The sequence below is a fragment of the Actinomadura terrae genome (assembly GCF_022751215.1).
GTDB lineage: Bacteria > Actinomycetota > Actinomycetes > Streptosporangiales > Streptosporangiaceae > Spirillospora > Spirillospora terrae.
The window spans coordinates 1,176,296-1,198,385 of record NZ_JAICDG010000002.1 but is presented as its reverse complement, the minus strand read 5'-3'; the positions used below and the strand labels follow the sequence as shown (position 1 = coordinate 1,198,385).

28 protein-coding genes and 1 pseudogene are annotated in these 22,090 nt (G+C 69.4%); 19 read left to right on the top strand and 10 right to left on the bottom strand.

Translation table 11 applies throughout. From position 1 onward, the window contains the following. Positions 1-56: 56 nt before the first annotated feature. Positions 57-569, bottom strand: coding sequence for a hypothetical protein (locus K2F47_RS15345; protein WP_242903631.1), 513 nt, complete (start codon positions 567-569; stop codon positions 57-59). Between the two features lie 256 nt (positions 570-825). On the opposite strand from K2F47_RS15345, the gene K2F47_RS15340 reads away from it, so the two are divergent. Next, entirely contained in the window at positions 826-1,794 is a 969-nt protein-coding gene (locus K2F47_RS15340) for a TetR family transcriptional regulator C-terminal domain-containing protein (RefSeq protein ID WP_242903629.1), read from the top strand. Positions 1,795-1,952: 158 nt separating this feature from the next. Here the strand turns inward: K2F47_RS15340 and K2F47_RS41930 are convergent, their stop codons facing one another. After that, entirely contained in the window at positions 1,953-2,132 is a 180-nt protein-coding gene (locus K2F47_RS41930; protein ID WP_504912730.1) for a hypothetical protein, read from the bottom strand. A gap of 29 nt (positions 2,133-2,161) precedes the next feature. Further along, a pseudogene (locus K2F47_RS41925) lies at positions 2,162-2,278 on the bottom strand (hypothetical protein); the annotation flags it as partial. A gap of 162 nt (positions 2,279-2,440) precedes the next feature. Here K2F47_RS41925 and K2F47_RS15335 point away from each other — a divergent pair. After that, entirely contained in the window at positions 2,441-2,632 is a 192-nt protein-coding gene (locus K2F47_RS15335; RefSeq protein ID WP_242903627.1) for an FxLD family lanthipeptide, read from the top strand. Positions 2,633-2,728: 96 nt separating this feature from the next. On the opposite strand, the gene K2F47_RS15330 is transcribed toward K2F47_RS15335, so the two are convergent. Then, the gene (locus K2F47_RS15330; protein WP_242903625.1) at positions 2,729-3,517 is read right to left on the bottom strand and encodes an SDR family oxidoreductase; all 789 of its coding nucleotides are present in this window, start codon (positions 3,515-3,517) and stop codon (positions 2,729-2,731) included. A 119-nt stretch (positions 3,518-3,636) separates the two neighbouring features. Here K2F47_RS15330 and K2F47_RS15325 point away from each other — a divergent pair, with 119 nt between their 5' ends. The 5 genes from K2F47_RS15325 (at position 3,637) to K2F47_RS15305 (ending at position 7,864) form a co-directional block, all read left to right on the top strand. Then, positions 3,637-4,275 carry a TetR/AcrR family transcriptional regulator gene (locus K2F47_RS15325; protein WP_242903623.1) on the top strand — a complete coding sequence of 213 codons (639 nt, stop codon included), beginning with the start codon at positions 3,637-3,639 and terminating at the stop codon, positions 4,273-4,275. 301 nt (positions 4,276-4,576) lie between these two features. Continuing rightward, a complete protein-coding gene (locus tag K2F47_RS15320) occupies positions 4,577-4,735 on the top strand; it encodes a hypothetical protein (RefSeq protein ID WP_242903621.1) in 159 nt (52 codons plus the stop codon). 321 nt (positions 4,736-5,056) lie between these two features. Beyond that, positions 5,057-5,992, top strand: a complete 936-nt coding sequence (locus K2F47_RS15315; RefSeq protein ID WP_242903619.1) for a hypothetical protein — start codon at positions 5,057-5,059, stop codon at positions 5,990-5,992. Positions 5,993-6,247: 255 nt separating this feature from the next. Beyond that, complete coding sequence (locus K2F47_RS15310; protein ID WP_242903617.1) at positions 6,248-6,772, top strand: AMIN-like domain-containing (lipo)protein; 525 nt, start codon at positions 6,248-6,250, stop codon at positions 6,770-6,772. 210 nt (positions 6,773-6,982) lie between these two features. Further along, positions 6,983-7,864, top strand: a complete 882-nt coding sequence (locus K2F47_RS15305) for a serine protein kinase RIO (protein ID WP_242903615.1) — start codon at positions 6,983-6,985, stop codon at positions 7,862-7,864. Between the two features lie 27 nt (positions 7,865-7,891). Here K2F47_RS15305 and K2F47_RS15300 read toward each other — a convergent pair whose 3' ends face one another. After that, the gene (locus K2F47_RS15300; protein ID WP_242903613.1) at positions 7,892-8,863 is read right to left on the bottom strand and encodes a helix-turn-helix transcriptional regulator; all 972 of its coding nucleotides are present in this window, start codon (positions 8,861-8,863) and stop codon (positions 7,892-7,894) included. 33 nt (positions 8,864-8,896) lie between these two features. Between K2F47_RS15300 and K2F47_RS15295 the strand changes: the two genes are divergently transcribed. Continuing rightward, positions 8,897-10,342: an MFS transporter gene (locus K2F47_RS15295; RefSeq protein ID WP_242903611.1), complete on the top strand. Its 1,446-nt coding sequence runs from the start codon at positions 8,897-8,899 to the stop codon at positions 10,340-10,342. Here the strand turns inward: K2F47_RS15295 and K2F47_RS15290 are convergent. Further along, positions 10,282-11,211 carry a helix-turn-helix transcriptional regulator gene (locus K2F47_RS15290; RefSeq protein WP_242903609.1) on the bottom strand — a complete coding sequence of 310 codons (930 nt, stop codon included), beginning with the start codon at positions 11,209-11,211 and terminating at the stop codon, positions 10,282-10,284. The two genes, K2F47_RS15295 and K2F47_RS15290, sit on opposite strands and share 61 nt — an antisense overlap. Positions 11,212-11,373: 162 nt before the next feature. On the opposite strand from K2F47_RS15290, the gene K2F47_RS15285 reads away from it, so the two are divergent. Beyond that, complete coding sequence (locus K2F47_RS15285) at positions 11,374-12,441, top strand: SDR family oxidoreductase (protein ID WP_242903607.1); 1,068 nt, start codon at positions 11,374-11,376, stop codon at positions 12,439-12,441. A gap of 14 nt (positions 12,442-12,455) precedes the next feature. Here the strand turns inward: K2F47_RS15285 and K2F47_RS15280 are convergent, their stop codons facing one another. Further along, positions 12,456-13,076, bottom strand: coding sequence for a phosphatase PAP2 family protein (locus K2F47_RS15280; RefSeq protein WP_242903606.1), 621 nt, complete (start codon positions 13,074-13,076; stop codon positions 12,456-12,458). Positions 13,077-13,168: 92 nt separating this feature from the next. On the opposite strand from K2F47_RS15280, the gene K2F47_RS15275 reads away from it, so the two are divergent. The 3 genes from K2F47_RS15275 to K2F47_RS15265 all read left to right on the top strand — a co-directional run bounded on the left by K2F47_RS15275 (position 13,169) and on the right by K2F47_RS15265 (position 16,582). Then, the gene (locus tag K2F47_RS15275; RefSeq protein WP_242905976.1) at positions 13,169-13,555 is read left to right on the top strand and encodes a BlaI/MecI/CopY family transcriptional regulator; all 387 of its coding nucleotides are present in this window, start codon (positions 13,169-13,171) and stop codon (positions 13,553-13,555) included. 370 nt (positions 13,556-13,925) lie between these two features. Then, a complete protein-coding gene (locus K2F47_RS15270) occupies positions 13,926-15,047 on the top strand; it encodes a sensor histidine kinase (protein ID WP_242903604.1) in 1,122 nt (373 codons plus the stop codon). Between the two features lie 179 nt (positions 15,048-15,226). Continuing rightward, a complete protein-coding gene (locus K2F47_RS15265) occupies positions 15,227-16,582 on the top strand; it encodes a tetratricopeptide repeat protein (protein WP_242903602.1) in 1,356 nt (451 codons plus the stop codon). 12 nt (positions 16,583-16,594) lie between these two features. Here the strand turns inward: K2F47_RS15265 and K2F47_RS15260 are convergent, their stop codons facing one another. From K2F47_RS15260 to K2F47_RS15250, 3 genes are all read right to left on the bottom strand, one after another. Further along, complete coding sequence (locus K2F47_RS15260) at positions 16,595-17,095, bottom strand: DinB family protein (RefSeq protein WP_242903600.1); 501 nt, start codon at positions 17,093-17,095, stop codon at positions 16,595-16,597. Between the two features lie 65 nt (positions 17,096-17,160). Then, a complete protein-coding gene (locus K2F47_RS15255; RefSeq protein WP_242903598.1) occupies positions 17,161-18,291 on the bottom strand; it encodes an FAD-dependent oxidoreductase in 1,131 nt (376 codons plus the stop codon). Between the two features lie 67 nt (positions 18,292-18,358). After that, a complete protein-coding gene (locus K2F47_RS15250; protein WP_242903596.1) occupies positions 18,359-18,817 on the bottom strand; it encodes a cupin domain-containing protein in 459 nt (152 codons plus the stop codon). A gap of 177 nt (positions 18,818-18,994) precedes the next feature. On the opposite strand from K2F47_RS15250, the gene K2F47_RS15245 reads away from it, so the two are divergent. The 7 genes from K2F47_RS15245 to K2F47_RS15215 all read left to right on the top strand — a co-directional run bounded on the left by K2F47_RS15245 (position 18,995) and on the right by K2F47_RS15215 (position 22,075). After that, positions 18,995-19,777: a SigB/SigF/SigG family RNA polymerase sigma factor gene (locus K2F47_RS15245; RefSeq protein WP_242903595.1), complete on the top strand. Its 783-nt coding sequence runs from the start codon at positions 18,995-18,997 to the stop codon at positions 19,775-19,777. 79 nt (positions 19,778-19,856) lie between these two features. Continuing rightward, entirely contained in the window at positions 19,857-20,177 is a 321-nt protein-coding gene (locus tag K2F47_RS15240) for a hypothetical protein (RefSeq protein ID WP_242903593.1), read from the top strand. Positions 20,178-20,202: 25 nt separating this feature from the next. Further along, positions 20,203-20,430 (top strand): monovalent cation/H+ antiporter complex subunit F, encoded by a 228-nt coding sequence (locus tag K2F47_RS15235; protein WP_242903591.1) that lies wholly within the window; start codon positions 20,203-20,205, stop codon positions 20,428-20,430. Continuing rightward, positions 20,427-20,732, top strand: a complete 306-nt coding sequence (locus K2F47_RS15230; protein WP_242903590.1) for a monovalent cation/H(+) antiporter subunit G — start codon at positions 20,427-20,429, stop codon at positions 20,730-20,732. The genes K2F47_RS15235 and K2F47_RS15230 overlap by 4 nt, the downstream gene beginning before the upstream one ends. Continuing rightward, on the top strand, positions 20,725-21,009 hold the full coding sequence (locus K2F47_RS15225) for a Na(+)/H(+) antiporter subunit B (protein WP_242903588.1): 285 nt from the start codon (positions 20,725-20,727) through the stop codon (positions 21,007-21,009). Before K2F47_RS15230 ends, K2F47_RS15225 begins: the two co-directional genes overlap by 8 nt. Further along, entirely contained in the window at positions 21,006-21,725 is a 720-nt protein-coding gene (locus K2F47_RS15220) for an MnhB domain-containing protein (protein ID WP_242903587.1), read from the top strand. Before K2F47_RS15225 ends, K2F47_RS15220 begins: the two co-directional genes overlap by 4 nt. Next, a complete protein-coding gene (locus K2F47_RS15215) occupies positions 21,722-22,075 on the top strand; it encodes a sodium:proton antiporter (protein ID WP_242903585.1) in 354 nt (117 codons plus the stop codon). The genes K2F47_RS15220 and K2F47_RS15215 overlap by 4 nt, the downstream gene beginning before the upstream one ends. Positions 22,076-22,090 lie beyond the last annotated feature (15 nt).

Below are 22,090 nucleotides of genomic sequence, written 5' to 3'. Positions count from 1 at the left end.
CGGCGCTGGCGAGGGCGCGGGGTACGGCTGGTGCAACTTCCACTCAAGGCCCATTGTCAGATTGCAGCGAAGACGCCTTGCCCTGGGGAGTAGCGTCTACTGTCCTTATCCGTGCCAAACCATTTGAGGTAGTAGGAGTCACCCTTTCTGACTTTCACCCAGCGATCATCAATGTACTTTTTTCCTTCGCATGGATAGCTGTAAGAAGAGAAGATCTTCTTCTGTCCCCTTCCCCACTTCAGTTGAGTGTAGAAGGAGCGGGCACTTCCGCCGGGTTTGCAGTGACCGCCGATCTTGATCTGCGAGCGATGCGGTACGAAGTCCTTGCTGGCCCTTTCCTTCGCATTGGTGTTCCACTTCTGAGCGAAGATTGTTCGCGCCTGGGCAGCGGGAACCCCGATGAGCGATACGGCGGCCGTCGCCCCCGCGACAGCGATTACTGCGGCTCTGCGTCTCTTCAATCCACCCTCCGAGACAGCAGCAGCTGAGAGAATAGAACGCATCAGTTGATCAACTCCCGGAACATCGGATCTGTGGAATTTTTCGGAACCATAACTCGGCAAATCCAAGCGCGAGCCTCCACTAGGGCGCCGCCCTGCACCTACCAAGCGCGAACGGTTAACCGAATGGCGCGCGCCAGGATTCGAGTGGCCTCCTTTTCTCTTCGGTGAAGGTGATGTTTTGCTCGTGCCCTTCACATAAAGCCGCATGGGCGAGGCGTTGTCTGCTGCGCAGGCGCGAGGACGCGTTCAGGAGAGCGCGGGTGCGTACTAGCGCGCGGGTGCGCACCTGTACAAGCCAGCCAGGGCCGATGAGGCTGAAGGCATGAACAGAGGCCAGGGTTTGAAGCATCAACTCCCCTACCCCTACGACCAGGATCTGTCGGGGGTGCTGCGGCGGTTGAACCGGCGTACGCCGGCCAGTAGGGGCAGGCTGGCCAATGATCCGGTCACTGCGGCCTACCTGGCGGCCGGGATGCGGCTGATCGAAACCCATCTCGGGCCGCAAGCCGTCCGGACGCCGGTGGACCCCGAGGATGAGAACTCGATCGAGCGGCCCCTGCTCAGCTTCCTGTCCCAGCGCTCCGTGGCCGCCGAGGTCGGCAACAATCCGACTCCCTTCCCGCAGCGGGGGAGCGTGTCGACATTGCGGTCCACCTGGAGCCACCACTCGGACTACATCGCCGACCTGTTGCGATTCGGCCTGTGGGCCTACCACCCCAACCATTGCGACGCCACGGAGGCAGCCGACATCCTCGGCCAGATCCTCGACGGACCGCACTTTGTCGAGGCCATCCACCGGATGGGGTTCTGGAACGTCCTGACCCTGGTCGACCGTCCCCGGTTCCGCCTTGAACTGATCGCCACCGCTGCGGCCGAGGGCGATGAGGTGATCCAGAAGGCGATGGCCGAGACCTATCAGGAGATTCTGGAGCCGTGGAAGGAGATCTGCGCCGAGCTGTTGTCGGCCCGGGGAGGCCGGTTACGCCCCGGGATCACGATCGAGACCTTCGTCGACCTGATCACGGCGGTCATGGAAGGAGTCGCCCTGCACGCCCTGGCCGCCCCCGACACCGGCATCATCGACCGCGCCAAAGGACGAACCCTGGCAGGAACCGCCCTCCTCGCACTGATCCGAGGATGCATCGAACGAGCCGACCAAGCCGACGGACTGACCCTGGAACAGGCCGTCGAGGCGATGGTCTACACCCATCCCACGCAGACCCCTCCGCTCCAGCGGACCTGGGAGGACCTCACCACCACATGGCGCTACGTGGCCCCCGCGCCATCGTGAGGGATGCTGACAGGCCCGCGGGAAACCGGTCCACCCTTTACCGCAGACCCCACTCTGCGACGTCGTATCTCCGCAGCCACTAATCCAGCTAAGATTCCGCGGAACCGCCGAAGATCACCAGATTGGGAACGGGCAATAAAAAGCTGGGGTGGTCGAGGTCAGCGCGACTGAGTAAGGACGCGGTCTCCATCGGCTGGGCGTCTGCCAGAATCGGGCGGCAGCGACGGTGAACCGAGACGGGAGGGGGTCAGCGGTCGCCCGGCCCGTCTCGACAGTGCTTTGGCCAGGTAGGCGACCGTTCGTTCGCCGGGCTGGGTACCTGCGACCCAGTGCGCCACCGCGGACTGTTCGTCCGCACCATCTCGCCGTTCTCGGCGGCGACTCGGACGATGGTGCGGGCCACAGCGTCGTAGCTCAGGCCACACTCGATGATCACCTCGCGGAGACGGTGGTTGGGAGAGCGCTGCTCTGGTGCCCTGGGCATCGCGACCCCACTCGGTTACACCGGTTAAACGCTCTGCGACACCCCAGACGGTAGTCGGCTGCGGGTCGGCCGTCGTTCACTGGAGCCGAAACGTTGATCGGCGCGCCAGACAATGGCGCGGGATCACCGTGTCCGGGTTCCCGAGTGGACGGAGCACAGGTCATGAGTTCGCCGAGCGTCCAGCAGAAGACCGGCCAGCAGCGGAGCGATTTCGACACCGCCGGCTTAGAGTTCGCGCCGTTCGAGCTCGACATCACCTTCATCGAGGGCACTCCGGCGGCCGAGACAGTGCTGATGTGCAGCATGGGCGACACCTGCGGCAGTTCCTGCTCCGGTGCCTGCACGACCTCCTAGGGCGACGGCCCCGAGTGTCAGCTGCCACCACCCATCACCGGACTCGCCTTGAACAAGGTGGGCGCCCGCGACCGCTCCCTCCGTACTGATGCCGGCTCAAGTTGCGATGTCGGCTTCGGGTTGGAGTGCGGGGCCGAGCAGCAGGCCCCCGTCCAGGACGAATTCCGAGCCCGTGGCGAAAGATGCGTCCTGGGAGGTGATGAAGAGCAACAGGCGGGTGATTTCAGAGGGTTCGGCGAGGCGGGGGATGGCGAAGGGGTCGGGCGAATAGAAGTCGGCGATGGCCGGCTGGCCTGCGACGGCGGGTTCGTTGATCAGCGGTGTGGAGACGACACCGGGGTGGATGGAGTTGACCCGGATGTTGTCCCGCCCCAGTTCCAGCGCGGCCGTCTTGGTCAGCCCGCGCACGGCCCACTTGCTGGCGGTGTAGGGGGCGTAGAGGGCCGTGCCGACGTGGGCCGTGGTCGAGGCGATATTGACGATGGTTCCGCCACCGCCCCGGCGCATCGACGGAGCCACGGCCCTGATGCCGAGGAACTGGCCGGTGACGTTGACGCTGAAGGTGCGCTCCCAGGTGCGGAGTTCGGTGTGCTCGATGGGGACCGCCGGGTTCTGGACTCCCGCGTTGTTCACCAGGATGGTGATCGCCCCGAAGTGGCCTTCGACTTCTCGCACCACCGTCGCCCAGTCGTCCTCGCTGGCGACATCCAGGTGAACGGGCAGAGCCCGATGACCGAGCTGAGCAGCGAGATCGCGGCCCGCGTCGTCGTCGCGGCCGGCAATGACGACGTTCGCGCCCTCGGCGTGGTAGCCCCGCACATGACTGCTGCCCATGCCTCCGCTGCCGCCCGTGACGATGACGGTCTGGCCCTCAAAGCGTTCCATGAGGCATCCTTCCAGGCTTGGCTTAAGGTGAGCCGAGTGACTCACCTCTTCTCTCAAGGTAGGAGTAGGGCTAGAAGTGAGTCAAGTGACTCGCCTCGTAGCGAGGCATACTGGAGGGCATGACGGCACAGCCTTCGGAGTACCACCGGCGCGTGGCAGCGCAGAAGCGGACGTCCATCATCGAGGCAGCGACGAAGCTGTTCCTGGACTCCGGATACGACGGGACCTCGCTGGCCCGCATCGCCGAGGCGGCCGGAGTGTCGAGGGCGACTCTGTTCAAGCAGTTCACCACCAAGGCGGCCCTGTTCGAGGCGATCGTCACCGACTACTGGAAGGTCGACGACGAGGGGGCGCCCCTCCCCGAGCCGGGGAACCTCCGCGCAGGGCTTGAGACCATCGGACGCCGATACGCGGCCCTTCTCACCCAACCCGGCATGGCCGCCCTCTTCCGCATCGTCATCGCCGAGGTACCGCGCTTCCCCGAGCTCGGCGAGACTCAGTTCAGGCTCGGCAAGATGCCCTACTTCGAATCGGTCCGCCGCTACCTGGCAGCGGAAAACGACGCTGGTACAGCCCGGCTCGACGATGCCGAGATGGCGGCGACCCAATTCCTCGGGATGATCTCCAACTACGTGTTCTGGCCGCGGATGCTGCTCGCACGCTGGGAGCCCGACGATTCCGCCATCACCAACGCGGTCGACCAAGCGGTGCTGACCATGCTCGCCCGATACGGCGCGCCGGGGACCCAGAGCGCCTGAGACACCAGCGCCCCACCGCACTACGTACCACCGATACCTCCGGCAAGGCAGGCCCGCCGTCCTGTCGAGTTCACCTTCGCTCCCAGGCAGTGCCGAAGCTCCTTGGACTGCCGCCTTCATTGTGAAGGCGTACCCGATAGCCCCCGGCATCACGGTCGATCGAGCATAGGGCCGATTACGGGACGTTCCTTGGGCGAAGGTGAAAAGGTGATCTCACAAACCAGCGCCTCGTCCAGAAACGTTCTTCGGGTAATTGATCTTTAGTGGGATACGGCCCTGGCTGCGGACGGCCAAGGAGCCGGTGAAGCTGCGGCGGGCGATCGTGGGGCTGATGTCGGCGCGGGGACAGCCTGTGACCGACATCGCGCATCTGCTGGACTGCTCGCCGGAATACGTGCGCGGTGTGACCCACGGCGGCGCGCGACCTTCCATCGCTACGGCGGGGTCCGGCACATGCTGACCGCTGTGGACCTGATGACCGGAAAGATGTACGCATCCTGGCTGAACTGGATCGAATGCGAGGTCACGTAGCCCCGGTTTGGGTCCTTCCTTCGAGACGGTCTCGGTGCCCAAGACTCAGGTGTGGGTCAGGTGCGGGGGACGCGGGAGGCGTTGCTTGACCAGAGGTCGATCTCATTCCTGTGGTGGCCGCCCTTGGCCGCATCTCCTGAAGTGCGCTTCCCCTGGTGGCGGGGAAGATCGCATTCTGGGAGGAAGGTCAGGGTGGGCGGGGGCGTCAGCCTGACGGCGGCAGAGATCGTTCGAGGTCAGGAGTCATGTCATGACCCAGCTCGTGAACAACCCGCCCGTGACACCGCCGGCGGCGCCGCAGCGGCGGCTCCTGCTCATCGCGGTCGGCGCGTTGATCGGGTTCGCGCTGACGGTGATCTGGTCGGCGGAGTTCGTGGACCAGACCGTCGGCGACAACATCGCCAACACCCTGCTCGGCCACGACGCGAAGGCGACGCCCATCACCGGGATGGCCACCGGAGTCCTGTTCGCCCTGGTCTCCGGGGTGGCGGGCACCTTCACCGCCTGCAACATCGCCGCGTTCAGCGCTCTCACCCCGACCATGACCCGGGCGGGGGCGACGAAAGGAGACCGGGTCCGCGGAACGGTCCGGCCGCTCGGCCTGCTCGCAGCCGGAATGATCCCGGTCTCGGCGCTGTACGGCGCCCTCGTCGGAGTCGTCGGCACCGGCATGCCCCAGTTCAAGACGACCACCGGTGACGGCATCCCGCCGCGGCTGGTCCAGGCGATGATCGTCTATGGCGTGATCGGGCTGATCATGATCGTGCTCGGTCTCGCCTCGGCCGGCGTGATCAAGGACCCGCTGGCGCCGCTGGAGGCACGCCGCCCCGGTGCGCGGCTGGTCGTCATGGGCGTCCTCATCGGAGGTTTCCTGATCGGACGGCCCTTCCCCCTGTTCCGGCAGCTCTTCCAGGACGCGGCCGACAGCCACAACCCGCTGTACGGCGCGGCCGCCTTCACCCTGCAATCACTCGGCAACATCGTCATCATGGCGGCCCTCCTCATCGCGATCGCCCTGCTGACCGGCGGCCGCGTCGGCCGGTGGTTGGCCGCCTCACCCCGCCGAGCCGCCGCCATCACCACCGTCAGCTTCATCGCGGCCGGCGTCTTCCTCCTTCTGTACTGGGACGTCCGCCTCCCGTCCATCTTCGAGGACTACTGGTACCCCCTCGCCCCCTGGGCCTGACCCATCAACGACCGTCGCGGGAGCCGCAGACCCGGCTCCCGCTCCGGCGGCGACCCGACTCCCGGTCGGTGAATTGGTGTTCTTTGTTCGCGGCGTTATTCCATTGAGGCGGGTTTGCGCGGTTGTTCGGTAGCGGCTTGACACCTGCGCGTACTCGGGCGCTGCCGCATCCGGACACGGCGGTGTGCCAACTCGCGGTGGGCATGGGGCGTCTTCCCTAGCAATCGATGTCGGATTACGTGATGGGGGTTCGGGATGCGCGCATTGATTGGGGCGCTGTTGTCTCTCGTGCTGTCGGTGGTTCTGGTCGGGACGCTGGGTGCGCCCGCGTCGGCCGCCTGTGCCACCGCCTGGGGGTCACAGGACAAGGGGACGCTGCATGACCACGCGGAGGGGCCGCTGGAGCGGGTCCGCACCGGACGGCAGGACTGTTACGACCGGTTGGTGATCGAGGTGGCCGGGTCGGGGTTCGGTTACCTCGCCGGGTATGTCGACGAGGTGGTGCAGGACGGGTCGGGGAAGCCCGTCCCGCTGCGCGGGGGCGCCAAGTTGCGCGTCATCGTCCAGGCCGCCGCCGCGAGCGGGTTCCCGGCCGTCTCGCCCGAGCTCGCGAATGTCAGCGGGTACTCCACGTTCCGACAGGTGGCGGGGGCGGGGTCGTTCGAGGGCCAGACCACGATCGGTGTGGGGGTGCGGGCGCGGCTGCCGTTCCGGGTTCTCACGCTCCCGCGTGACGGGGGCGGCGCGCGGCTCATCATCGACGTGGCCCACACCTGGTAGGCGAGATTCCGTCCGGCGGTCCCGCACCCGCGAGTGCGGGACCGCCGTCGCGGCTCCGGTAAATACGTTGCGAGGTGCCAGACGTACGGGGATGATGGGTCGACCGAGCAGCGGCGAATGCCGCCTGGACTAAGGAGGGGTGACGGATGGCCATCACTGCGCTGCGGCGTGTCCGCAACAGTCACCTCTCTTTGTTCAGGAGCAAAACCGTTGTCTTCCGAGTACGACTTTTCTGATGCTCACTCCGGTCCTGGCTCCCGCGAGTCCGACTTCGCCATCGATTTCCATTCGATCGAGGAGAGGCTGGGCCCGGATCAGCGGTGGTCCACCTGGTTGGACGTCGAGCGCGGCGCTCGCGGCCCGGAACCGCGCCCCTCGTGGGTCGTGACGGACCAGGCCGCGATCGACACCGAACTCGGCGTCCTCAAAACCGGTAAGGAAGCCGACGTCTTCCTGCTCGAACGGGCCGTGGAAGCGATCGGCGACAATCCGGCGAGATCTTCGTTGCTGGCCGCGAAACGGTACCGCACCGAAGAGCACCGGTCCTTCCACCGCAGTACGTCGTACGTCGAAGGGCGCCGTACCCGCAACAGCCGCGACAGCCGGGCGATGGCGAAGAAGACCGCGCACGGCCGCAGTGTCGCGGCCGGGCAGTGGGCGTACGCCGAATGGGACGCCCTCAACCGGTTGTGGAAGGCGGGCGTTCCGGTGCCCTATCCCGTGCAGGTGGACGGCACCGAGTTGCTGATGGAGTTCATCGACGACGGCGAGGGCGGTGCCGCGCCCCGGCTCGCCCAGGTCCGGCCGTCGAAGGAACTGCTCGGTGTGTATTTCGAGCAACTCCGCAATGGCATGCGCGAACTGGCCGCTGCCGGGCTGGCGCACGGCGACCTCTCGCCGTACAACGTCCTCGCGCAGACCGAGCGGATCGTGATGATCGACCTGCCCCAGGTCGTCAACGTCGTCGGCAACCCGAAGGGCATGGACTTCCTGATGCGCGATTGCCACAACATGGCCACGTGGTTCACGAACCGCGGGCTGGAGATCGACGAACAGGAGCTGTTCGCCGACCTGCTCGCGATGGTGTTCTGAAGGCACGCTCCGCCGGACGCACAGGGCTCAGGCGGGTTTTAGGGATTTGTTTATTCGGGTGTGCAGGGCGCGTAGTGCTTGTCTTAGTTCTGGTGGTTCTATGGCGGTGAGGTCGGCGTCGAAGGTCAGGAGGAGGCCGGCCAGGCCCGCCCAGGACCAGGCGCCGAGCGTTAGGCGGCAGCTGGAGTCGGTTTCGTACTCGACCGTCGAGCCGCCGGGGGCGAACTGGGCGACCACAGGGGCGGGGAGGGCGATGAGGGCCGAGCCGCGGCAGGGCCATTCGGCCGGGGTGTCGCCGCGGTCGTGGGTGCTCATGACGAAGGCGACCGGATCGCCGTGCGGGATTTCGCGGCGTTCGAAGGTTCGTCCGGTCGGCATGCGCGGTTCGAGGCGGTCGACGCGCATCGCGCGCCAGCGGTCGGCGGACGGTTCGAATGCGACGAGGTACCAGCGGGCGGCCCAGACGACTAGGGCGTGCGGTTCCAGGGTGAGGGGCGGTTCGGCCAGATGGATCAGGTGGCGCCGGTTGATCGCGCTGCCCAGGACGCGGATGATCTCGCCGTTGATGGGCTCGGCGGGGAACTCCCAGTAGTTGCGGGCCGCGGAGACGGTGAACGCCTCGGCGTGGGCGCGGCTGCGGGCGGGCATCGCCTGCCGCAGGGTGGCGAGGGCGCGGGCCGCGTTCTCGTGGATGCCGGACAGGATCGTGGGGACGGTCTGGAGCGCGACCGCCGCCGCGACCGCCTGGTCCTCGTCGAAGACGACCGGGGGCAACCGGGTGGCGCGGCCGAGGCGGTAGCCGCCGCCCGCTCCGCGCACCGCCTCGATCTCGTAGCCGAGCTCCCTGAGCGTGTCGATGTCGCGGCGCACCGTCCGCACCGATGTTTCGAGCCTGGACGCGAGCTCTCCGGCGGTCAGGGTCGCGCCGGTGCCGAAGATCGACAGCAGCTTGAGCGCCCGGGCGGAGGTCACGGCCATGACGTCCCCCAAAGCGGTCATTCGGTGGCAACTATATCGGCCATGGTGTCCGGCATGACCGCTTCATCGATTTCCCAGGAGGGCGCACGTGCGCCCGTCGGGTCCATGGCGCTCGTCGTGGTGCTCTTCGGTTCGTTCATGGATCTGCTCGACGCGACGATCGTCACCGTCGCCGCCCCGGCGATGGCGCGGGACCTGCGGGCCGACGACGCCCAGCTCCAGTGGACGATCGCCGCCTACGTCCTCGCCCTGGGCGCGGGCCTGATCACCTGCGGACGGCTCGGCGACCAGTACGGCCGCAAGCGCATGTTCATGATCGGACTGGCCGGCTTCATGCTCACCTCCGCGCTCTGCGCGTTGGCCCCCGGCCCGGAAATGCTCATCGGCATGCGCGCCGCGCAGGGGCTGATGGCAGGGGTCATGGTCCCGCAGGTGTTCGGGATCATCCGGGCGTCCTTCGCCCCGGGGGAGCGCGCCAAGGCGTTCGGCGCGTACGGGGCGGTCCAGGGGCTCGCGGCGGTCGCGGGTCCGCTGCTGGGCGGGCTGCTCGTCGACGGCGACCTGTTCGGGCTGGGGTGGCGCACGATCTTCTGGATCAACGTGCCCGTCTCGATCGCGGCGCTCGTCATGGGCGCGCGGGCGCTGCCGGAGTCGCGGTCCGGCTCGTCCGCGCGGCTGGACGTGGCGGGCGCGCTGCTCGCGGCCTCGGGCATCCTGCTTCTGCTGCTGCCGATCATCCAGACCCAGGCGTGGGGGTGGGGCTGGGCCAGCTACGCGCTTCTCGGCGGCGGGATCGTTCTGCTGGCGATCTTCCTCGTTCACGAGCGTCGCCTCACCGGACGTGGGAGCGCGCCCGTGTTCGATCCGGCGCTGCTGCGCATCCGCGCGTTCGCGGGCGGCCTGGGCGCGTCCGTGCTCTTCTTCGGCGGCCTCGGCTCGTTCTTCCTGACCTTGTCGGTCTACCTCCAGAACGGCACGCACCGGACCGCGTGGGAGACCGGCCTCGTGATCCTGCCCTACGCGCTCGGCTCGATCACCACCTCGGGGCTCGGGGTCGCGCTCGCCGCCAAGGCCGGCCGGGCCCTGCTGATCAGCGGCTCGGTCACGATCGCGGCGTCCCAGTTCGTCCTGTGGACGGTCGTCAGGGACGGCGACGACCCCGGCTACTGGCCGCTCGCCCTCGCCCTCCTCATCGGCGGGCTCGGGCTGGGCCTCGCCGCGCCCATCCTCGTCAACGTCGTCCTCGCCGGTGTTCCCGGACGCGACGCCGGAGCCGCGGGCGGGGTGCTCTCCACCGTCAACCAGATCGGCGGCGCGATCGGCATCGCCGCCCTCGGCACGATCTTCTTCAGCGGCGTGGGCGAATCGGCGACCGGCGCGCCGCGACTGGACGACTACGCTGACGCCCTCAGCACCGTTCTCGTCATTTCCGGGGCGCTTTATGTCGTGGCGGCCCTCGTGATGATGGCGCTTCCGAGGGCGGCGGCGGAGCCTCGGTGAATTCCCGGGTCGGCGGTGTGGGCGGCCAGGAGTCGTAGCGTCAGTTCGGACGGGGTGCCGGGGATCGCGGTGTAGGTCAGGATCCGGTGCCCGGAGTCGTCGGGCAGGTGCAGCACCTCGAATTCCAGCTCGAATTCGCCGACCTCCGGGTGCCGGAAGTACTTGCGTCCGGACTGGCATTTGTAGACGGGGTGCTTGGCCCACAGGGTGGCGAACGTGTTGCTTTTGAGAGTCAGTTCGCCGACCAGGTCGGCCAGTTCGCGGTCGTCGCGGTAGCGGCCGGCGAACAGGCGGAGGGACGCGACGTCGCGGGCGGCCTCCTCGTCCCAGCGGGCGTACAGCTCGCGGGTGTGGGGGTCCAGAAACAGCATTCGGGTCAGGTTGGGACGGTCGGCCGGGCGTCCCGGGGCGGTGAAGTCGTGGTGTCCGGCCAGCAGCGCGTGCGCGAGGCGGTTCCAGGCCAGGACCTCGGTACGGCGGCCCAGCACGACCGCGGGGACGTCGGCCATCGCGTTGATCAGGCGCATCGTGCTCGGGCGGGCGGCGTCCGGCCGCGCGGGGCGCCGCCGCCTGCTACGTGCCGGCCGTGCCAGGTCGTGCAGGTGGGTGCGCTCGGCGTCGTCGAGGTCGAGCGCGCGGGCGATCGCGTCGATGACCGTTTCGGACGCGTTCGTGCTCTGCCCCTGCTCAAGACGGGTGTAGTAGGTGGGGCTGATACCGGCGAGTTGGGCGAGTTCCTCGCGGCGCAGCCCGGGGACGCGGCGGATGCCGTAGGACACGATTCCCGCGTCCTCGGGGCTGAGCCGGGCCCGGCGGCCGCGAAGGAAATCACCTAGGGCACCGGCGGTCGGCGCGTCCGAATCGCTCATGCGTTTCATTGTGCCAACGCGACGGAAGTGTGTGCCTGTCCCTGTCGGTGGTAGGGAGCGTGGTGGTCGGATCGGCCGGGTGTGGCGGCGGGCGCGCAGCCTCTTCCAGAGTGGGAGCGCAGGACGGTGCGTCCTGAATCACTCCTGAAAGGAAGACAGGGCATGACCATTTCCGATCGGTCCGGCGCCCCCGCGCTTCTGCTCGTCGGCCCGCACGGGGTTGTGGGGTCGGCCATTGCCGAACGGCTGAGGGGCAGCGCCGAATGGCGGTTGACGACGGCGTCCCGGCGTCGCGCCGAGGAGTCCGGGGGGCGTCATGTCAGCGTCGATCTGCTCGCCGCCGAGGCCGCCCGAGCAGCGTTCGGCGACCTCACGCGGATCACGCACGTGGTCTACGCCGCCTACGTCGAACGTCCGACCATGGCGGAGACGGTCGGCCCGAACGTGGCCATGCTCGCCAACACGCTGGACGCCCTGCGGGCGGCGGGCGCGCCGCTCCAGCGCGTCGTGCTGATCGGCGGCGGGAAGTCCTACGGCGAGCACCTCGGTCCCTACAAGACCCCGGCGAAGGAGTCCGATCCCCGGTTCCTCGGCCCGGTCTTCTACAACGACCAGGAGGACCTGCTCGCCGAGCGGGCGCGTGCCGACGGCTTCGGCTGGACGGTGCTGCGTCCCGACGCCGTCATCGGGTTCAACACCGGCTCGCCGATGAACCTGCTGAACTGCATCGCCGTGTTCGCGGCGCTGTCCAAGGAAGCGGGGGTACCGCTGCGGTTCCCCGGCTCGGCGCAGGCGTGGACGGCGCTGCACCAGATCACCGACGCCGATCTGCTCGCGTCGGCCGCCGAGTGGGCGCTGACCAGCGAGCGGGCCGAGGGCGAGGTCTTCAACGTCACCAACGGCGACCTGTTCCGCTGGCAGCACCTGTGGCCGGACATCGCGGCCGCCTTCGACATGCCCACCGCTCCGCCCCAGCCGATGAGCCTGACCGATCAGATGACCGACAAGCGGGCCGCCTGGGACGCGCTCGTCGAACGCCACCGGCTGCGGCCCGTCCCGTACGACGAGATCGTCTCCTGGGGATTCGCGGACGGGGTGTGGAACGCCGGGTTCGACATGGTCCAGAGCACGATCAAGATCCGCCAGGCGGGGTTCGCCGACTGCGTCGACTCCCATGCGAGCTTCGTCGAGCACCTCACGCGGCTGCGCCGGCTCCAGTACGTGCCCTGACCTCGGGCGGTTGTTCACGCGGTGGGGGCGGAGAGCAGGAAGCGGAGGCGACCGGTGCGGGCGCGTTCCACGAGCGGGGCCGTCCGCCCGGCGGCCACCGTGAGCGGCGCCGCGAGGACGAGGCCGACGAGCGCGCCGACCGCGACGTCGTGCGGGTAGTGGGCGCCCACCCACACCCGGGCGGCCGCCATCAGCACGGCCGCGACGCTCCCCAGCAGGCCGAGCCACCGGTTGACCGCCCAGAGCGCGGCGGCCGCCGCGAAGGCGATGGCGGCGTGGTTGCTCGGGAACGACCAGTCGCCCGCCGACGGGCACTTCTCCAACGTGATGCTGCCGGGGATGGCCCGGCACGGACGGCTCTCCCGGACGACCCCCTTGAACAGGGTGTTCGTCCCGTAGACCAGGGCCACCACCGCCGGGGCCGCGAGCGCCCGCGCCATCGTCGCGCCGTCGGCGGCGCGGGCCAGCCACCATCCCGCGACCATGATCACCGCGAACAGCGCCAGCCCGGCCGCGCCGTAGAGGGCGATCGCGTCGTCCAGGACGCGCGGGGACCGGCCGGCCAGCCGGATCACCTCGCCGTACAGCCCCGCGTCGAACGCGTGGGGACCGAGCAGGGACAGGGCAACGCTCATCAGGGACGTCCGATCGTCACACAGAGTGTCCGTCTACATCACTGTAGACGACTACATGACTGTAGACGCCCGTGTGACACACTCGGTTCGTGATGCCCGATGCCCGCCGTCCCGCAGGCGAACTCGAAGCCGCGGTGCTCGACGTTCTCTGGGCCGCCGCGGGGCCGATGACCGTGCGCGAAGTCCAGACCGCCGTGGGCGGCGGCCTGGCCCGGACGACCATCACCACCATCCTGTCCCGGTTGACCGCCAAGGGCCTGCTGCGACGCGCGCGTGCCGGACGCACCTACGCCTACACCCCCGTGGTGGCCGACCCGGCCGCGCTGATCGCCCGGCGCATGCTCAGGGAACTGGAGGAGAGCGGCACCGACCGGCCGAGCGTCCTGGCCCGCTTCGTCTCCGACCTCGACGCCGACGACGAGCGGCTGCTGCGCTCCCTCATCCACCGTGCGGACGACGCGGGCGGCCCCACGCCCTAGTCCGGCTCAGCCCCCTGACCCGTCCGGCCGCGTCTCTGGGGCGGGTGGGTTCGCTCGATGGAGTGGTGCAGGTCGGTCGCTCCGTCGTGCGCCGCGCGAGGAACGCGAGGGTGGACGTGCTGGCCAGGGCTAGGGCCATGCCGGTCACGGTCAGTAGCCAGGTGGGCGTCCGGCGAGGAATTCGAAGGGCGCGCGGCGGCGTTTCAGCTGGTTGGAACTCATGACGCCGCCGGGTTTGCATATGCCGGCGATAGGTCGTGCTGCCTAGTCTTCGGAGTATGTGCGTGCTGATCCTGGAGGAGCTTTGCCTGGCCGTGGCCAATGGTGACGGTCTGCGATCGTCTCGGCACCGGTCGTGCCGGTGGCGCGCGTGAACAGGCGTCCTGGGTTCAGCGTCCGGCTGAAGCTCACGCTCAGCTATGCCGGCTTCCTCATGCTCGCCGGTGCCCTTCTGCTGGCCGTGGTCTGGGTGTTCCTGCTGCGCTACGTCCCCGAGGGCAACATCACGCCCGGGCCGGGGCAGGGACGGTGGGGGCCGGGGCCGCCGTGGATTCCCAACCGTTCCGACCTCCAGCGCGCCTTCGTGCCCCGCGCCATCCAGGCGATGGCCTTTCTCCTGCTGTTCGGCCTTCTCGGCGGATGGGTCCTCGCCGGCCGGATGCTCGCGCCGCTCACCCAGATCACGGACGCGGCGCGGCTGGCCGCGGACGGGTCGCTGGCCCACCGCATCCGCATGCGGGGCCCCAACGACGAGTTCCGCGAACTCGCCGACGTTTTCGACACGATGCTCCAGCAACTCGAATCCCATGTGGACGAGCAGCGGCGGTTCGCCGCGAACGCCTCGCACGAACTGCGCACCCCGTTGGCGATCTCGCAGACGCTGCTGGACGTGGCGCGCGGCGATCCCACCCGGGACCACGGCGAACTCCTCGAACGGCTCCACACCGTCAACACCCGGGCGATCGACCTCACCGAGGCCCTGCTGCTGCTCAGCCGCAGTGACCGCAGGAGCTTCACCCGCGAGACCGTCGACCTCTCGCTCGTCGCCGAAGAAGCCGCCGAAACGCTGCTGCCCTTCGCCGAACAGCGTCAGATCACCCTCGACGTCACCGGTGAGAGGGCGCAGATCGTCGGGTCGGAGGAACTCATCCTGCGGGTGGCCACCAATCTCGTCCAGAACGCCATCGTCCACAATCTCCCCGCCGACGGCACCGTGACCGTCCACACCGAATCGCAGCACGGCGCGAGCGTGCTGCGGGTCGAGAACACCGGCCCGCTGGTCCCAGCGGATCTGGTACCGACGCTTACCGAACCCTTCCAGCGCGGAACGCGGCGCATCCGCACCAACGAGCACGCGGGCGTCGGGCTCGGGCTGGCCATCGTGCACAGCATCGTCCGCGCCCACGACGGGACGCTCGACATCACGCCGCGTCCCGCCGGCGGTCTCGTCGTGACGGTCCGGATTCCCGGCGCGTCGCAGCACCGGCGTTGAACGGCGTCCATTAGCGGCTCGCATGGGCGGATGCGTCACGGGTGTCGGACGTATCGCCGGTGTATCGAAAAGCGCATACGCCGCCGCGACAGCCTCTCCCCTTGGGTGAAGGCATGCGTTCAGCGCCGGGTGCATGCCGCCCCGGCTCTGGAAGGTGCCTGTGAAAAGGGGAGAGGGATATGGCCGAAGACGGGGAATGGGGCCGCAGGTCGCTGCTGCGGGGCGCCGCCGTGGTGGCCGGTGCCGCCGCGGCCGCGCCGCTGCTGGGCGCGGCGGCCTCGGCGCGAGCCGAGGGCGGTGACGCCGACGCGTTGTTCAAGGCCGGGGAGTTCGAGCGGGCCGGTCGCGCCTATGAGGAGATCCTGAAGAAGGACCCCAAGAACCTGCACGCGGCGCGCCAGCGCGGCTATGTCGGGCTACTGGGCAACAAGTTCCCCGACGCGGAGAAGTACCTCACGATGGCGCTGGGACTGGCGCCCGCCGACAAGGAGACCAACCGGCTTCTGGGCGACTGCTATATCCGGCAGGACAAGTTCTCCCTCGCCGTACCGCGCTGGCAGGCGGCCGGCGAGGACGTCTACGCCAAATGGTTCGGGGCGCTTCGCGGTGAGGCGTACCAGGTCCACGGCGACGTCGGCCGGGTGGCCTGGACGGAGCTGGACCCGTTCCCGCTGCTGCCGGTGTCGATCAACGGCGGGCCGCCGAAGCGCTTCACGTTCTACACCCGCGTGCCGTGGCTGGGCCTGTCCGCGAAGGTGGCCAGGGAGGCCGGGCTGGAGGCCGTGACCAGCCAGAAGATCGAGTACGCGGGCCGCGTCATCTGGCACTACTTCGGGGTGCTGGAGTCCTTCAAGCTGGGGGACATCGAACTGCGCAACGTCCCCGTCCAGTGGACGGGCGAGGAGGACAACGCCGCCGGGTCCCCCGAGGGCATCATCGGCACGTGGATCCTGTACCACTTCCTGACCACCGTCGACTACGCGGGCCGGTCGCTGATCCTGCGCCGCCGGACCCCCGAGTCGGCCGGGAAGGCGCGCGCCGACGCCAGGCGCGCCGGGGTCGAGCCCCTGCCGCTGTGGCTGGCCCGCGAGCACCTGCTGCACAGCAGGGGGAGCATCGCCGACTCCGGAGCGCGGGTGGTGGCCATGGACGTCGGCGGGACCAGCGAAATGGCCGCCGGAATGGCCGTCGAAACGGCCCAGCGGCTACGTATTCACACCGACTACGACCGTCCACTGGAGGCATACGCCGGAGGCCAGCCGGTCGTCAGCTACCCCTGCTATCCGAAGGAGATCCGCCTCGGCGACGCCTCCGCGAAGTACGTCTACTGCTACGCGGACAAGGGCGGCGGCGCGGGCGGCTTCGCCTCCGCGGACGCGCGAAGCGACGCGTTCGCGGCCGTGGCGGACGACCCGCCCCCCGGGGAGGGGTTCGACGTGCTGGCGCACTTCTCGCACTGCTTCTACAAGCCGTACAACGTCACCCTCGACTTCACCGGCATGAACGTCTACATCGCCCGCGGCAAGGCCACCTGACCGCAGGTCCGCTCACTCCCCCGTGACGCCGTCGATACGTTCGCGGAGCAGGTCGGCGTGGCCGTTGTGCCGCGCGTACTCCTCGATCATGTGGGTGAGGATCCAGCGGAGAGAGACGTCCTTGCCGCTGACGTGCCCGGTGATGTCCAGGGATTCGGCGTTCCGCTCGATTTCACGGGATCGAGCGCACTCCTCGTTCCAGGCCTCGGCCGCCTCCTCGGGGTCGGCGTCATCGACATCGAAGTCGAGGTCATCACCGGGCGTCCGCTTCCACCGGAGCGGAACGTCCTCGCCGGACAGTCTGATCCGGAACCAGATCCGCTCGACCTCGGCCATATGCCGGACCAGCCCGAGCAGGGACAGGTTCGACGGCGGCACGGACCTCTGCTTGACCTGTTCGGCGGTCAGGCCCTCGCATTTCCTGCCCAGGGTGTCGCGCTGGTACTGGAGGAAAGCGGTCAGAACGGCGCGCTCTTCGCCCGCCAGCGGCGGAATGACCCTGTTGTCAACCATCGTGTCATCATGGCACAGCCCGCCGGAGCTGCCCATGCCCCATTGCGCTCTCGCGCTCGCGAACGCTATATGGCCAGGCGAAAGCGTTCCGGAGCCGCGCGTTCACCCGATGCCGAATCGGCGATGACACGTCCGAGGAGCGGCGCGAACTTGGCGCCGTGCCCCGAGCACGGCGAGGCCACGGTGATTCCGTCGACGCCGTCGATCACGAAGTCCTCCGTGGGGGTGTTCGTGAAAAGGCAGGTCGTCTCGGCGTAGGGGGCGGGGACGAGGCCGGGCAGGGCCCTCCTGACGTAGGCGACGAGCCGCTCGCGGTTGGCCGGGTCGATCTCGCCGTTCTGGGCGGCGGCGCTCCGGAGGGGCCGTCCGCCGTTGAACTCGGCCACTTTCAGACCGGACCGGCCGTCCGGAAGGGCGGCGTCGCGCCCGCCGGGCAGGCCGTAGACCAGAATGGCCGACTTCTTGTGGATGAACGTCGGCCACGGCCCTTCCGGAGCGTCGCGGTAAGGGAAGTGGTAGACGTTCTCCTGCATTACCTGGAGTGCCGGAAAGGCGGACAGGAACGGCGCGGGCAAGGGGAGGTCGCCGAGCAGGTCGGGCAGCCAGCCGCCGGCGGTGACGACGACCTTCTCGGCCTCCTCGACGCGGCCGTCCGGGCTCACCAGGCGGTAACCGGAGCCCGCCCGGACGATCGAGGTCACCGGCCGGCCGGTCGCGATCCGGGCGCCGCCGGCCCGCGCCAGCCGCAGCATGGCCGCCACCGCCGCCTCCGCGTCGATCACCCCGGCCGCCCGGTGCCACAGCACGGCGGCACCGTCGAAGGCGAAGCCCGGCCAGCGCTCGGCCGCCTCGGCGGTGGTCAGCAGCTCGTGCTCGACGCCGACCCGCTCGAACACGGCGGCCAGGGCGGCGGGGGCGCGGGCGGCGCCGAAGTCGAGCGAGCCCGTCCGGGTGAGGAGGCGTTCGCCGGAGTGGCGCTCCAGCTCGTCCCATTCGGCCCGCGAGTCGACGACCAGCCGGGCGTAGAAGGGGTCGGGGTAGCCGTAGCGGAAGATCCGCGCGGAGCCGTGCGAGCCGCCCTCGGCGTTGGCCGGGGTGGAGCGCTCCAGCACCGTGACCTCGTGCCCCCGCCGGGCCAGCTGCCAGGCGGTCGCGGCGCCGGTGAGCCCGGCCCCGACGACGGCAAAGGTGCCCATCGCGGCCCTTCCTTTCGACGTCCCGAACAGAATCTACTCATGTCCGGTGGGCCGCGAGGGTGCCCCCTTAGCGGCCCGCGTGGAAGTCGTAGGGGAGGTCGTCGTAGACCTTGTAAACGCAGTCCGCGCCCTTCAGGCATTTGCCCCAGTGAACGGCCTTCGAGGGGTAGTAGAGATAGTCACCCTGCCCGATACGGGCGCGCACACCGCCCTCGACGTTCCAGGCCAGCCTGCCCGAGATGCCGAGGACGTGCTCGGGGCTCGTGTGCCAGTGGGGGTCGAACTTCGTGCCCGCCTTCAGCCGGTAGACGCTCTCCGACGGGCCGGTCTCCGGGTTGCCGCGCAGCGGCTTGTACGTGCAGCCGGGGAGCCCGTCGCAGGGCAGCCACCGTCCGCCGTGGAGGGGGACGTAGACCGGCTTGTCGGCGGTCGCGCGCGTCTCGGCGGACGGCTGGGCGGACGCTTCGGAGGCGGTGAGCAGCAGGCCGCCCACCGCCGCCGCGACCATGAGATGGCGCATGCGCATACGAACACTCCTTACTCGGACTGTGGTCCGGTTAGCTTAAACGGACCACGGTCCCCATGTCCAGAACGCGACGAACTTCGAGGCCCTCGGCCGGAGCGGGTCGTATGAAGCGCTTTTCCGTGGGTAGCCGAGAGTTGGAGCGGAAACTCGCTCGCCCCGAGCGGAAAGGCCCCCCAGATGACAATGACGCAGGCCGCGCAGCGGTTCGACGATGGGCAGACCGAGAACCTCCTGGCCGAGATGAACCGGCTCGCGAAGGACGATCCGCACCGCGAACGGCTCCGTAGCCGCGTCGTCGACCTGCACGCCTCGCTCGTCCGAGGCGTGGCACGGCGGTACGCCGACCGCGGTGAGCCGCTCGACGACCTGCAACAGGTCGCCTATGTCGGGCTCATCAAGGCCATCAACCGGTTCGACCCCGAGATCGGCGACCGGTTCGTCGCCTACGCCTATCCGATGATGCTCGGGGAGGTGAAACGCCATTTCCGCGACAAGACCTGGAGCGTTCGCGTGTCCCGGCGGCTTCAGGAACTGCGCCCGGTGCTCCAGCGCACCGTCCAGGAGTTCACCCAGGACCACGGGCGCTCCCCCACCACCGCGGAGATCTCCTCCCGGATGGGCATCACCGAGGAGGAGACCATCGAGACCATCGGCGCCTGCGACGCCTACCGCCCGCTCTCGCTGGAGGCGCCGAACGACGCGCACCAGGACGACGGCACGATCGGCGAGCGCCTCGGGGCCGACGACTCCGCGCTGGAGACCGTCATCGACGCGCACGTGCTCCGGCCGCTGGTCGACGACCTCCCCGAACGCGAGCGGACGATCCTGCTCCTGCGGTTCTTCGGCAACAAGACCCAGGCGCAGATCGCCGAGGAGATCGGCCTGTCCCAGATGCACGTCTCGCGGCTCCTGCGCGGCACCCTCGAACGGCTCCGCGCCGGCATGACGGTGGATCGCTGACCCCCGGCCCCGGTGGCGCGCGCGGTTGAAATCCGTCCACCGGGTAGGGCGTCGGGGGATGCGGGAGTCAGGACGTGACATGGAACGGCTGATCGCGGGGACGGCGTGGTGGTGCGCGCTGGCGGGCGGCTATCTCGCGATCGTCTCGGCCGTGATCCCGTCCGAGATCATCATCGCCTGCGTGACGGCGGCCGTGGCGGCGGCGGTGGCGGTGGCCGCGCGTCCGGTCCTGGGCGGGGACCTGTGGCGCGGCCTGGTCACGCTCGGACGGTCGGTATGGCCGACGGCGTACGTGGCGCAGGTCGATCCGGAGCGCGACGTCCTCATCGTCCATCACAGGACGGGCTTCGTGGAGCGGCCGGTGTCGAGGGGACGGGTGCCGAGGGGGCGGGCCGGGTGAACACGACGTTCGCGGCGGCGGGTTCGTGCTGCTGGTCGCGGGGCTGGTGCCGTGCCTGGCGGGGACGTTGCGCGGCGAACCCGTGAGCAGGCTGGCGGCGCTCGCGGCGGCCGGTCCGGCGACGTCGCTGCTGCTGGTCGTGCTGGCGGCCGCCTACCACCGCTCCGCCTATCTGGACGCGGCGCTCGTGCTCGCCGTCCTGTCGGTCGCGGGCATTCTGGTCTACGCGCGGTTCCTCGGGAGGACGCTGTGACCGCGCTCTCGTACGTCCTGGTCTGGGCCGGGGTGGCGGTCGTGGGCGGTGCGGCGCTGGCGGTGCCGCTGCCGCGCGGGGTGTTCACGCGGCTGCACCTGGTCGGCGTCGGGACGACGCTCGGCGTGCCGCCGCTGATCGCCGGGCTGGCGGTGGCGCCCGGGATCTGGAGCTCCTACCACGACGTGCTCAAGCTGGTTCTGATCGGCGTGCTGGTGTTCGCGTCCGGTCCCGCGACGGTGGTGGCGACGGCGCGGGCCGCGTACAAGCCGATCGAGGAGAAGGCGGGACGGCATGGCTGACGCGCTGGTGACGGCTTCGGTGCTGCTGGCGGCGGTGATGGCCACGGCGGTGGTGCTGGTCAGGGACCCGGCGCGGCAGGCGATCGTGCTGTCGGGGTATGGCCTCGCGCTCGGCGTGCTCTTCGTCGTCCTCCAGGCGCCGGACGTGGCGATGTCGCAGTTCGGGGTGGGGACCGTGATCCTCCCGCTGATCGTCGTGCTGGCGCTGAACGCGGCGCGCCGCTTCGAGGGACACGACCGGCAGCACGATCAGGGACACGACCGGGACCGGCGGTGAGGCCCCGGGGCCGGCTGGCGCTGTTCGCCGCCGGGACGGGCGCGACGGCGGCGCTGGTGGTCCAGGCGTTTCGCGCGCTGCCGGAGTTCGGCGGCGCCTTCCACCCCTACTCCGACCGCGCGGTGCCCGCCGGGCTGGCGCAGGACACCAAGAACATCGTCTCCTCGGTCAACTTCGACCAGCGCGCCTTCGACACCGTCGGCGAGGAGCTGATCCTGCTCGCGGCGGCGCTGGGCGCGGTGGTGCTGCTGCGGGCCGTCCGGGACGAGTACGAGGCGGCGGGCGGGGAACTGCGGCACGGACCGGCGGACGTGTCCGACGCGCTGCGGCTGGCGGGATTGGTGCTGCTGCCGGTGACGCTGGTGGTGGGCGTGTACGTCATCGCGCACGGCAACCTTTCGCCCGGCGGGGGCTTTCAGGGCGGCGTGGTGCTCGGCACCGCCGTCCACCTGCTCTACCTGGCCGGGGACTACCCGACGCTGCGCAGGCTGCGGCCGATGCCCGCGTTCGAGGTCGGCGAGGCGTCCGCGGCGGCCGTGTTCGTGCTGCTGGCGCTGGCGGCGAGCACGCTGGCGCCGGACGCGCGCGGCACGCACAGCGTCCCCGCGCTGAACGCCGCCGTCGGAGCCGAGGTCGGGTGCGCGCTGGTGCTGGTGCTGGCGCGGTTCTTCGAGCAGGCGCTGCTCATCAACGGCGGCCGGACGGAGCGGACGTGAGCCTGATCCCCTACCTGGCGGCCGGATGGATCATGCTCGTCGGCGTCTACGGGCTGGTGACCAGCCACCATCTCGTCCACGCGGTCGTGTGCCTGTCGGTGGCGCAGTCCTCGACCTACGTGCTGCTGCCGAGCATCGGCTACCGCAAGGGCGGCACCGCGCCGGTGTTCTCCGACCTGACCGACTCGCGGACGCCGGTCGTGGACCCGGTCGTCCAGGCGCTCACGCTGACCGACATCGTCGTCGGCTCGACCGTCACCGCCCTGCTGCTGGCGCTGGCCGTGCAGGTGGCCAAGCGCCGGGGCACCCTCGACCCGGACGCGCTGCGGTCCCTGGAGCGGGAGCGGTGATGTCCGTGGAGCGGG